The organism is Proteus sp. PR00208 (assembly GCF_016238545.1).
In the GTDB taxonomy this organism is placed as follows: domain Bacteria; phylum Pseudomonadota; class Gammaproteobacteria; order Enterobacterales; family Enterobacteriaceae; genus Proteus.
Genome location: NZ_JAEHQE010000003.1, coordinates 46,904 through 58,536, shown reverse-complemented (window position 1 = coordinate 58,536; position 11,633 = coordinate 46,904). Strand labels below are relative to the sequence as shown.

General features: G+C 38.1%; 10 protein-coding genes. 7 read left to right on the top strand and 3 right to left on the bottom strand.

Going from position 1 to position 11,633, the window contains the following annotated elements; translation table 11 throughout:
- The first annotated feature begins 280 nt into the window (after positions 1-280).
- A complete protein-coding gene (locus JEP36_RS03795; protein ID WP_198619546.1) occupies positions 281-1,966 on the top strand; it encodes a YdgA family protein in 1,686 nt (561 codons plus the stop codon).
- A 127-nt stretch (positions 1,967-2,093) separates the two neighbouring features.
- Here JEP36_RS03795 and JEP36_RS03790 read toward each other — a convergent pair whose 3' ends face one another.
- Positions 2,094-3,062, bottom strand: coding sequence for a VWA domain-containing protein (locus JEP36_RS03790; RefSeq protein WP_198629890.1), 969 nt, complete (start codon positions 3,060-3,062; stop codon positions 2,094-2,096).
- Positions 3,063-3,725: 663 nt separating this feature from the next.
- Between JEP36_RS03790 and add the strand changes: the two genes are divergently transcribed.
- Positions 3,726-4,727, top strand: coding sequence for an adenosine deaminase (gene add, locus JEP36_RS03785; protein ID WP_198619548.1), 1,002 nt, complete (start codon positions 3,726-3,728; stop codon positions 4,725-4,727).
- Between the two features lie 134 nt (positions 4,728-4,861).
- Positions 4,862-5,293 (top strand): hypothetical protein, encoded by a 432-nt coding sequence (locus JEP36_RS03780; protein WP_198619549.1) that lies wholly within the window; start codon positions 4,862-4,864, stop codon positions 5,291-5,293.
- Between the two features lie 101 nt (positions 5,294-5,394).
- Here JEP36_RS03780 and JEP36_RS03775 read toward each other — a convergent pair whose 3' ends face one another.
- Both JEP36_RS03775 and JEP36_RS03770 read right to left on the bottom strand, forming a co-directional pair.
- Complete coding sequence (locus JEP36_RS03775) at positions 5,395-6,384, bottom strand: bile acid:sodium symporter family protein (RefSeq protein WP_198619550.1); 990 nt, start codon at positions 6,382-6,384, stop codon at positions 5,395-5,397.
- Between the two features lie 22 nt (positions 6,385-6,406).
- Positions 6,407-7,450, bottom strand: coding sequence for an oxidoreductase (locus JEP36_RS03770; RefSeq protein ID WP_198629889.1), 1,044 nt, complete (start codon positions 7,448-7,450; stop codon positions 6,407-6,409).
- A gap of 127 nt (positions 7,451-7,577) precedes the next feature.
- Here JEP36_RS03770 and JEP36_RS03765 point away from each other — a divergent pair, with 127 nt between their 5' ends.
- The 4 genes from JEP36_RS03765 to rsxC all read left to right on the top strand — a co-directional run bounded on the left by JEP36_RS03765 (position 7,578) and on the right by rsxC (position 11,631).
- Complete coding sequence (locus JEP36_RS03765) at positions 7,578-8,045, top strand: DUF2569 domain-containing protein (RefSeq protein WP_196533218.1); 468 nt, start codon at positions 7,578-7,580, stop codon at positions 8,043-8,045.
- 94 nt (positions 8,046-8,139) lie between these two features.
- Entirely contained in the window at positions 8,140-8,721 is a 582-nt protein-coding gene (gene rsxA, locus JEP36_RS03760; protein WP_006536930.1) for an electron transport complex subunit RsxA, read from the top strand.
- Positions 8,721-9,347: an electron transport complex subunit RsxB gene (rsxB, locus tag JEP36_RS03755; RefSeq protein WP_198629888.1), complete on the top strand. Its 627-nt coding sequence runs from the start codon at positions 8,721-8,723 to the stop codon at positions 9,345-9,347. The genes rsxA and rsxB overlap by 1 nt, the downstream gene beginning before the upstream one ends.
- A complete protein-coding gene (gene rsxC / locus JEP36_RS03750; protein WP_198629887.1) occupies positions 9,340-11,631 on the top strand; it encodes an electron transport complex subunit RsxC in 2,292 nt (763 codons plus the stop codon). Before rsxB ends, rsxC begins: the two co-directional genes overlap by 8 nt.
- Positions 11,632-11,633: the final 2 nt, after the last annotated feature.

The following is an 11,633-nucleotide window of genomic DNA, read 5'->3' as shown; positions in this document are numbered from 1 at the left end:
AGTAAAAAAAGATGTTTTTAATGCTTATTTTATTTACCTTATAAATCATATTCATTTTGCTTTAAACTCATTATGTTAGCAAGTAACTAAGTAAGTTCTGATTGCGATTTTATTCCACTAAATCTATATTTACGGTTAATATAGATGGCGATGTACACATGTGGATTATCTATATTTAAATTTAGTAAAATTTATCACCAATTTATCGGGTTGTTTAAGGGTTACAAAACAGCCTTTATAACGTACATCGCCGGATGTACACAGAGGATGGACTAGAATTATGAAGAAATCGCTTGTCGCTGTTGGTGTTATCGTCGCACTGGGTGTTGTTTGGACTGGTGCGTCGTGGTACATGGGCAGCAAAATTGAAAGTCGCTTACAGGAAGAAACGAAACTAGCTAATGTCCAATTAGCGCAACTTGCTAAAAATGCACAATTTGGCGCTGATGTTAAACTTGAAATTCGTGACTATAAGAAAGGGGTTTTTACCTCTAATGCAGACTTTGCTGTCGTGATTTCAAAAGATGCTAGTGATGCAGACCAAGAGAAAAAAGTAGAAGAAGTTATCTTCACTACCGATATTGATCATGGTCCATTCCCTCTTTCTGATCTGGCTAAGTTTAATTTAGCACCCAAATTAGCAGCAATGAATAATACGTTAGTCAACAATGATACAACGAAAGAATTATTCAAACTGACTAAAGAGAAATCTATTTTTGATATCCATACTTCTTTAGCATTCGATGGTGGAGTTTCAGGTGAAGCGAAACTAAATCCTATCGATTTTACTGAAAATGGTGACACCGTTAAAACGACGCCTCTAACGGTTGAATTCTCATCAGATAAAGATGCAACAAACTTCACAACCAAAGTTAAAGGTGACCAAGTTGTTGTGACTAAAGAAGGTGAAGAAACTTTCACAATTAAAAATATCGCGGGTTCTGTTGCAGGAACAAAAGTTAATAACGATCAATACTTATTTAATGAGCAGTTATTAAGTTTTGCTGAAATTGCACATACCAGTAAAGACAAAGCGTCTGATTTCTCGCTGAAAGATTTTTCTCTGACAACCAAAAGTGATATCAAAGATAAGCTCTTTAACATCTCTCAAACTTATTACTTTAAGTCACTAAATGTTGCAGGATTCGAATTTGGTGCAGGTAAATTTGGCTATTCAATTGATAAAGCTGATCCAGATGCTATGTTGTTATTAACCAAAGTTTATAACAACTCATTGTTACCGTGGAATAAAAATCATTTCGATAGTTCAGAAATGGTTGAACAAGCCGTTCGTGATGTTCTGGAAAAAGGCTTAGTTTTCCGTATCGATGAAGCCTCTTTAACAAATAAAAGCGGTGCAAGTAAGTTAGCCTTTAACTTAGACTTAAATGCTTTTAACGTTAAAGTATTAGAAAGCCAAGAGAAATCACCAGCAGAGTTATTTAACTATCTGTTTAAAAACATTGATTTCAATGTTGATTTATCTCTTCCAATGTTAGCTGAATTCCGTAACACCACTCAATATCTTGATGCGGCTCGTTACCAAGAAACCGCATTAACAGATGAAGATAAAAAAGAGATCGAAGCAACAACAGCGGCTGATATTGAACAGTTAAAAACTGAGCTACAGCAAAATATCAACCAAATTTCTCAAGACGAGAAAGATGCATTACCACTGATGTTACTGGCTCAAGATGGTAACGCATTAAACATGAAACTGAACTATGCTGCTGATAAATTTACCATGAATGGTAAAACTTATACTTTTGATGAATTTATGGAAGTGACCCAAGCTCCTCAAATGTTAGGTTTAGCAGCAATGTTATTCGGTATGGGCGCATCATCTTATGATTACGATGATTCTGATTATTCAGAAGAAGGTTATCAAGAAGAAATCACTGAAGATCCAGCTATTATCGAAGAACAAGAAATCTTAATTCCTGAGCAACCAGCACAAGCTCAATAATTAACTTTTTGTTAGAACGGTACGTTGTTAAAATAATCATCGGTTAAAACAATAATCTGGTAAAAAATAAATAAACACCCCATTTGTGAATAACATAATGGGGTGTTTTTTTAGCATCGTATTTTAATTAACAATCGCGATCTCTAACCAGAATATGGTGATTGTTCCATTCCTCTTTGCAACAAGAATCAATGGCTTTATTAACTATTCCAGCAAGCGTATTTACTGTTGACATAATAGACGTGAATTGTGCGCAGACCTGACTACAGCTAGATGTTTTTTCATTCGGCTTAGGAATGTTCGGTAGTGTCAAACTATCACAGAGAATTTCTTGTAATACTAAAGAGAAATTCGCAATGCCTGTGGTGTAAATATACGAGCGCCCCCCTGTTTGCTCCGCTAAACGTATATACTCTTTTGTTACGCGATCTCTATCAGCCACACTTGGGAAACGATCGAGGTTCGTTGCACTATCGTCTGGCGTTCCTTGGTAGGTATATACTTTGACTTTTTCTTGTTGGGCAACAGCAATCGCTTCGTCATTTTTTATCTTTGCCGCGTTGGTCAATATACCTCCGCCACCTTCCATACCTTCATCACCCAAAACAAAAACAGCACGACGAGCACCATCACGCCAATCAAAATGCTTACTTAAATCAATCACTGCACGACATAAATCTTCTTTATTACCCGCATGATCACGCCCATCAGCCTCTTTAAAAGGCTTTCTTGCCTGTAAGCGACTTTCAGGTACGCCTAGCGCTTTTAAATAGTCACTAGCTGATTGATCAAATTTAGTATCATCCCATGTACCTTCAATACCTAAAAAAGTCACCCGAAGTTTTGATGGGCAATTTTCCAGTGCTTTTTGTATTGCAATATCAATATCTTTACTTAAATCTGACGACTCATCAGACATAGAACCACTGGTATCAATCACGACAACTAAATCTAACGCAATCGTGCCATCACCCGTAACGACTTGTGAGCCATAACTAAGATTATTTGCGGATGAAGGCGGAAGTATTTTGGACATTAATTGGTGTTGTATATTATCATTTTTCTTTTCAAAACTAAAATCAGAATTCTCATTCATATTATATGCCTTAATTTAAAATAATTAGGTTTCTATTAAAAAATCATTGTGGAAATAATTACATTCAGTTGAATATATTTATTTAACAGCAATCTATTATGGCGTTAATTCCCTATTCTTTACCCCTTATTTAATAAAAGAGATATTTTATTTTTTAGTTCTATTTTATTTATATAAATTCAAGAAAAAACAAACTTTGTTATTTTTATAAAAATAATCTTTTCATTCTTTATTCAATTGCTTTAACCCGTGACAAACAAGCCACCTATTAAAGCAAACCATAACAAAATGATATTTCAGTTATTTTTTTACTCATTCCCCCTTTCAAACCTATCAAAATAACTGATAAGACATTTCAATTATAATGATAAATATTTTTAAACTTAATTTTTAATGTATCAATTAACCTGATAATACACGTCAATTACATTGAATATTGTAGCTAATAAATAAACACGTCTTTTTACCATTTTTTATTTTTTAACTTAAAATTGAGAAAAAACTGCATTTTCAGTTTTAAAAATAGCCAATTTAAGTTTATTTATTAGTGAATAAAATAAAAATCAGTCATAATTATCTGCAACTCATTTATATTTACCCGATTATAAGAAAATCACTATAAACGATAGATTTTCATTATTTCTATTAAAAGGAAAATAACGCGTGATTGACACACAGTTGCCTTTAACCGATTTACATCGCCATTTAGATGGTAATATCCGCCCTCAAACTATTTTAGAGTTAGCAAAACAACATAATATTGCGCTACCAGCTTATGAATTAGAAGCATTGCGCCCTCATGTACAAATTACAAAAAATGAGCCAAGCCTTGTTAGCTTTTTACAAAAATTAGATTGGGGTGTGGCGGTTTTAGCTGATTTAGACGCATGTCATCGTGTTGCTTATGAAAACGTAGTAGATGTGGTTAATGCTGGTATCGATTACGCTGAGCTGCGATTCTCACCTTATTATATGGCAATGAAACATCAATTACCGGTTGAAGGTGTCGTGGAAGCCATTGTTGATGGTGTACAAAGCGCACGACAATCACACGATGTAGATATTCGTTTAATCGGTATTTTAAGCCGTACCTTTGGTGAAAACGCCTGCCAACAAGAATTAAATGGCTTACTAAAACATCAAGATAAAATTACAGCGCTTGATTTAGCCGGTGATGAATTAGGTTTTCCTGGTCATTTATTCCAACCTCATTTTAATCGTGCTCGTGATACTGGCTGGAATATTACGGTTCATGCTGGTGAAGCGGCGGGTGCAGAAAGTATCTGGCATGCCATTAAAGAATTGGGTGCAAGTCGTATTGGTCATGGTGTTAAAGCGATTGAAGATCCACGCTTAATGGATTACCTTGCCGAGCATCAAATTGGTATTGAGTCTTGCTTAACGTCAAATATTCAAACTAGTACTATCAATTCGTTAGCAGAGCATCCTTTAAAAACATTTTTAGAGCATGGCATTATTGCCTCTCTTAATACCGATGATCCTGCGGTTGAGGGTATTGAGCTAAAACACGAATATACCGTTGCGGCGCCTGCTGCTGGATTAACGCCAGAGCAAATCCGCCAAACACAGATTAATGGCTTAAGAATGGCATTTATTAGCCAAGCAGAACGTGACGCATTAATTAAGAAAGTAAGCTCACGTTAATATTTGATCGCTTTTTGATTAAAACCACCTGTTTATCAGGTGGTTTTTTATATTTATTGAAAATGGATGGAATGATTAATGGCTCTTAGGCTAGAATTAATTTTCAAGGGGCTATTAATCATTAAGGAAAAGCTATGTGGAATATTCATCCGACAAGAGGTCAATATAAATTATTAGCACAATATCTATCACCAATTGATGCTTCTATTGAAGCAGGTTTTCTTCAATCAGAAGGCATTGATGCGATCCTTTTAGATGAAAATATTGTTTGGAATAACCAAGTGTATGCTCAAGCGACTGGGGGGGTAAAATTACTCGTCAACTATAAAGAATTTGAGCAAGCACAGACAATGCTTAATGAACTTTACCAAGGCAAATATAATATCAACGATCAGTTAGAACCCATCGATTGTGAATTAAAGGTTGATGTGAAAAATAATAAATCTGACTATTTAAATATGGGGCTTGTATTTTTAGTCTTTTTTACACTGGGTTTAGCCCTTCCGTTTAAATCAAAATATCAATCGCTATCAGACAAAAAAGAGAATAAAGAAAAAGCTCAATAAATAAAAAAGCACCGATTAATTGTTAAATCGATGCCGTTTTTCCTAATGAACCCAATAATCAATATTCACTTAACGTTATTGTATCCACCAGCTTAAATTCATTATTTTTTCTCTGCTCTTTTACCTTGATTAGCATAGCGCTGCGCTAACACAGCACAAACCATTAATTGGATCTGATGGAATATCATTAATGGCAATAACATTACCCCAACAGTTGCTGCTGGAAATAACACATTCGCCATAGGCACACCATTTGCTAAGCTCTTTTTAGATCCACAAAAAACAATAGTGATTTCATCTTCTTTATTAAAACCAAGCAATCTTGCACTGTACACGTTCACAAAAATAACAATCGCTAACAGAATACAACTCACTCCTGCAATCGTTAATAGTGACCAACCGTCAATTTTATGCCAGATCCCTTCAACAACCGCCTCACTAAACGCCACATAAACCACCAGCAAAATAGAAGAACGATCCGTTCTATTAACTAATTTCTTATGCTTATCAACCCAACGACCAATTAAAGGGCGTGATAAGTGACCAATAATAAAAGGCACCATCAATTGCAGTAAGATCGATTGAATCGCCCCAGCAGTATCAAAATCATTCGCAGAGCCTTGCGTTTGCATTAAAAAACCGACTAATACGGGTGAAAGAAAAACACCCAGAATACTAGATGCAGATGCACTACAAATAGCAGCTGCGACATTTCCCCCTGCCACAGAAGTAAAGGCAATGGCAGATTGAACCGTCGCTGGTAACGCACAAAGATATAAAAAACCCATATAGACAGTGGGTGACATCCATTCGGGCACAATAACTTGTAATCCGAGCCCCAAAATAGGGAAAAGAATAAAGGTACTGGTAAATACAGTAAGATGTAAACGCCAATGTCCAAGTCCTGCTAATATCGCCTCTCTAGAAAGCTTCGCACCATGCAAGAAGAACAGCAATGCTATCGCACCGGTCGTAAGATATTGGAACAAGACTTTAATATCACCTTGTGCGGGTAGTAGCGTTGCTAGCGTCACCACACAAATCATTATCATGAGAAAAGGATCGAGTTTTAATTTTTGCCACCAAGACATTAGATTTAGCGCTCCCTTTGGCTTACAGCGTAATAGTTTGTTTTAAACGATTAGAAATTTCGCCAGCTTCAATCAAACGCATAATGGCTGTTGCTTGTATTGGCGTAACAGGGTTTTCTTCACCCAATGTAATTGCACGATAAATTTGTTGGTAATAAGCGGGGTAATCACCAGAGAGTGTTGCCAGTGTTGTTGTCTCTAACTCTCCAGAATCTGACAATGTTGTTAATTCACCATCACTATTATCCATTCCCCAATTATATGTTTGGTTAGGAAGATAACCTGCTTTTAAGGCATCTTCTTGGGTATCTAAACCATACTTAACATAACTTCCTTTTGTCCCATGAATAGCAAAAATAGGTGTTGGAGACGCAACTAACATAGAAGCATGAAGAACAACTCTAAGATTTTCATATTCTAGTAATGCATGAAAGTAATCAGCATTTTTTGCATTAGGGCGTAACTGAGCAATATCAGCAGTAATCGCTTTAGGTTCACCAAATAGACAAATCGCTTGGTCAAGAACATGAGGAGCGAGATCGTACCAAAGCCCGCCTCCAATTCCGGCATCTTCTCGCCAACGTTGACGTACAGTTGGGCGAAAACGATCAAAATGCGCTTCGTATGCACTAACTTCACCGAGTGTTTTATCAGCTAAAAGCTTTTTAACGGTTAAAAAGCCTGAATCCCAACGACGATTATGAAAGACGGAAAGAAGTTTACCAGCATCTGTTGCTTGCTGAGTTAATTTTTCAGCTTCTTCCAGTGTCAGTGTAAACGGTTTATCAACAATAACATGTTTACCTTTTGCCAGAGCCTGTGAAGCCAGTGAATAGTGAGTATTATTTGGCGTTGGAATAATGATTAAGTCTATTGAGGGATCATTAATAAGTGCTTGAGGATCTGCATAAACCGTAATGTGAGGAAAATCTTGTTTAACTTTATTTTCATCAGAGCTTGAAATTGCACTAAGATTTAAGCCTTCGGTTGTTGTTATTAGCGGAGCATGAAAGGTTTTACTTGCATAGCCATATCCGATAATTCCAACATTGAGTTTAATTGTCATCACCCTATCCTATTTTTATATGTTTTTTTATTAACAAAAATCACTTTCACTTTTGTAGCTAAATAAATAATAACAAAGTTTGTGATAATATCTCGTTTAGTTCTGTACACACAGGTAGGAATAATTAATGAAATTTGATCTCAAAGCAAACACCTCGAATAACCATTCAGGCAAAGCGCCGATTACAGGATGGTTGCTTGCGCCATTGGCGTATATGATTTTGTCGATTATTGGCTCTGGATTGATGTCAGTTCTCTATGTTATTAAATATTTTTCAGATTTTTCGATCCTCCACCAGCTTCCTTTTCATTTGATCTCTAGTTGGTATCTTTCTGCATTAACAACATGGGTGATGTTTGCCTTTACGTTATATCTGTTAAGACAATTTTTTTATCGCGCTCAAAATTTTCCACGACTATTTATTTTGTGGTTATTGATTAACTTACTCTTAGCCATTAAAAGCTTTGGTTTTGCTCCTGTTGACGATCAAACAGCGTTAAAATCCCTTCTATGGTCGGTCTTCTCGACAGTCTGTTTTGTGCCTTATATCAAGTATGCTAAGCGTGTTCGTGAAACTTTCACACAACTTCGATAACTTCACACCTTTACCCTTGATATTATATACGCTTGTTTAGCCTCTTTATTTCTGGAGGCTTTTTGTTTCTCTGTTTAACAATTTTGGCATAACAATGACTGATTACTTGCTTCTATTCGTCGGCACCGTATTGGTGAATAACTTTGTACTCGTCAAATTCCTAGGTTTATGCCCATTTATGGGTGTATCAAAAAAATTAGAAACCGCGATTGGTATGGGATTTGCGACGACCTTTGTTATGACGCTCGCCTCGATTAGTTCTTGGCTGATGGATAATTTTATTTTAGTCCCTTTGGACTTACTTTATTTACGCACACTGAGCTTTATCTTAGTTATTGCAGTAGTTGTACAATTCACTGAAATGGTCGTAAGAAAAACAAGCCCGACACTCTATCGTTTGTTAGGGATCTTCTTACCTTTAATTACCACAAACTGTGCCGTCTTAGGTGTTGCGTTATTAAATATCAATCAAGCCCACACCTTTATGCAATCTGCCGTTTATGGTTTTGGTGCAGCCGTCGGTTTCTCTCTTGTAATGGTATTATTTGCCGCCATTAGAGAACGATTAGCGGTCGCCAATGTACCCGCGCCATTTAAAGGTGCTTCAATCGGTTTAATTACCGCAGGTTTAATGTCTCTTGCCTTTATGGGTTTTAGTGGTTTGGTGAAACTGTAATGAATTCTTTATGGATAGCAATTGGCGTACTGGGTGCGCTAGGTCTTATCTTTGGGCTAATTTTGGGCTATTCCGCACGTCGTTTTAAAGTGGAAGAAGATCCTATTGTCGAAAAAATTGACGCGATATTACCACAAAGCCAATGCGGACAATGTGGTCATCCTGGTTGTCGTCCTTATGCCGATGCAGTCGCAAACAATGGTGAAATGATTAACCGTTGTGCGCCGGGTGGCGAACAAGTGATGTTAAAAATCGCTGAGTTGATGGGTGTTGATCCTCAACCGCTTGATGGTGACGAAGAAGCATTAAATCCAATTAGAAAAGTCGCCTTAATCGATGAAGATAACTGCATAGGATGTACTAAGTGTATTCAAGCATGCCCTGTTGATGCCATTGTGGGCGCAACACGAGCTATGCACACCGTTATTGAAGACTTATGTACGGGCTGTGACTTATGTGTTCCTCCTTGCCCTACTGATTGTATAACCTTGATTCCTGTCAAAGTCACAACCTCGAACTGGAAATGGGATTTAAACACAATCCCTGTTAAAAACATTCCAGCAGAGCCTGAAGAAACACCTGAAGATGAACCGTCATTAAAGACGGAGGATAGCGCTCATGTTTAATCTCTTTTCGTTATTTAAAAAAGATAAAATCTGGGATTTTAAAGGCGGTATTCATCCTCCTGAAATGAAATTACAGTCAAGTCGTACACCCATGCGTATAGCGCAATTACCTAATGAAGTCATTATTCCTATTCATCAGCACTTAGGTGTACCGGGTCAACTTTGTGTCAGCGTAGGTGAGCATGTATTAAAAGGCCAACCCTTAACAAAAGGAGTTGGCAGAACATTACCTGTACATGCATCTATCTCTGGTACCGTTACGGCAATAGAACCTTTTCCAAGTGCTCACCCTTCTGGCTTACCTGAAATTGCAGTAAGGATCCAATCTGATGGTAAAGATGAATGGAGAGAGAAATCACCTATCATTAATTACCAGTTAGAAAGCAGAGAAACATTACTTAGCCGTATTCATGAAGCTGGTATTGCAGGATTAGGCGGTGCAGGATTCCCAACGGCATCAAAATTAAAAGGTGGTGGCGATCTCGTTAAAACACTGATCATCAATGCAGCAGAATGTGAACCTTATATCACCGCTGACGATCGCTTAATGCAAGAACACGCTGATGAAGTAATTGCTGGATGTCAGGTATTAATTCACCTTCTCTCCCCTGATGAAGTATTAATTGGTATTGAAGATAACAAGCCTGAAGCCATTGAGGCATTAAAACAGGCATTAAACGCGATGCCCGATGAAAAACGTATTTTCATTCGTGTTATCCCAACAAAATACCCATCAGGTGGCGCTAAACAACTTACCAAGATCTTAACGGGTAAAGAAGTTCCATCGGGAGGTCGTTCATCTGACATTGGCGTTTTGATGCAAAACGTAGGTACTGTTGTCGCGATCAAACGCGCAATTATCGATGATGAACCTTTAATTGAGCGTGTCGTCACCGTTACAGGTAATGGCGCCAAAACACCGGGTAACTTCTGGGCACGTTTAGGTACACCGATTTACTCGTTATTAAAACAAGCGGGCTTTGTAGCAGGCTCTGAACAAATGGTGATTATGGGTGGGCCATTAATGGGCTTTACCTTACCAGACTTAAATGCCCCTGTTGTTAAGATAACGAACTGCCTACTTATCCCTTCAGCTGAAGAGATGGATACAGATAACCTTGAAGAAGCCTGTATCCGTTGTGGCCATTGTGTTGATGCTTGCCCTAGTGGTTTATTACCTCAACAACTTTACTGGTTTAGTAAAGGTAAAGAGCATGAGAAAGCGCAACAACATAATTTATTTGATTGTATTGAGTGTGGTGCATGTGCGTTTGTTTGCCCAAGTAATATTCCACTAGTTCAATACTACCGCCAAGAAAAAGCAGAAATACGTGAAATTGATGCGGAAGCAAAACGCGCGACTGAAGCCAAAGCACGTTTTGAAGCGAAAAAAATACGTATGGAGCGAGAAAAACTTGAACGTGAAGCAAGACATCAACGTGCCGCAGTTAAACTTGACGATGAAGAGCACAGTGAAGTTCAATCCGCACTTTCTCGCGTAAAAGCGAAACAAAGTATCGGCAAAATTATTTCTGTTAAAGCAGGTGAAGAGCCAGATAATGCAGCCGCTATTGCCGCACGTAAAAAACGTAAAGAAGAAGTCAGAGCAAAACAGGCTGCTAAATTAGCACAGCAAAAAACACTAGAAGCGTCAAGTGAAAATACAGCGAGTGAGAGCGAAGATGCTGACCCACGTAAAGCCGCTGTCGCTGCCGCATTGGCTCGTGTTAAAGCTAAGAAAGCTCAACAAGCTGCTGAAGCCATATCAACCGTAGAAACCCCAGTTGAAAACATCGAGGCTGAAGAAGTTGATCCTCGTAAGGCTGCTGTCGCTGCCGCACTGGCTCGTGTTAAAGCTAAGAAAGCTCAACAAGCTACTGAAGCCATATCAACCGTAGAAACCCCTGTTCAAAGTGCTGAGACGGAAGATGTCGATCCGCGCAAAGCCGCTGTCGCTGCCGCACTGGCTCGTGTTAAAGCTAAGAAAGCTCAACAAGCTACTGAAGCCATATCAACCGTAGAAGCCCCTGTTCAAAGTGCTGAAACGGAAGATGTCGATCCGCGCAAAGCCGCTGTCGCTGCCGCAATTGCCAGAGTAAAAGCCAAAAAAGAGGCTCAACAAGCTCAAACGGAAACAACAATTGATGAAGCCCCTGCTCAAAGTGCTGAAACGGAAGATGTCGATCCGCGCAAAGCCGCTGTCGCTGCCGCAATTGCCAGAGTAAAAGCAAAAAAAGAAGCCGAACAACGTCGAGCTAATAAAGAAGAAGTTACCTTGGATTAATC

Coding starts and splice junctions, on each gene's coding strand:
- JEP36_RS03770 (WP_198629889.1), bottom strand. CDS start 7,450: ATGACAATTAAACTCAATGTTGGAATTATCGGATATGGCTATGCAAGT.
- JEP36_RS03790 (WP_198629890.1), bottom strand. CDS start 3,062: ATGAATGAGAATTCTGATTTTAGTTTTGAAAAGAAAAATGATAATATA.
- JEP36_RS03795 (WP_198619546.1), top strand. CDS start 281: ATGAAGAAATCGCTTGTCGCTGTTGGTGTTATCGTCGCACTGGGTGTT.
- JEP36_RS03780 (WP_198619549.1), top strand. CDS start 4,862: ATGTGGAATATTCATCCGACAAGAGGTCAATATAAATTATTAGCACAA.
- JEP36_RS03765 (WP_196533218.1), top strand. CDS start 7,578: ATGAAATTTGATCTCAAAGCAAACACCTCGAATAACCATTCAGGCAAA.
- rsxB (WP_198629888.1), top strand. CDS start 8,721: ATGAATTCTTTATGGATAGCAATTGGCGTACTGGGTGCGCTAGGTCTT.
- rsxA (WP_006536930.1), top strand. CDS start 8,140: ATGACTGATTACTTGCTTCTATTCGTCGGCACCGTATTGGTGAATAAC.
- JEP36_RS03775 (WP_198619550.1), bottom strand. CDS start 6,384: ATGTCTTGGTGGCAAAAATTAAAACTCGATCCTTTTCTCATGATAATG.
- rsxC (WP_198629887.1), top strand. CDS start 9,340: ATGTTTAATCTCTTTTCGTTATTTAAAAAAGATAAAATCTGGGATTTT.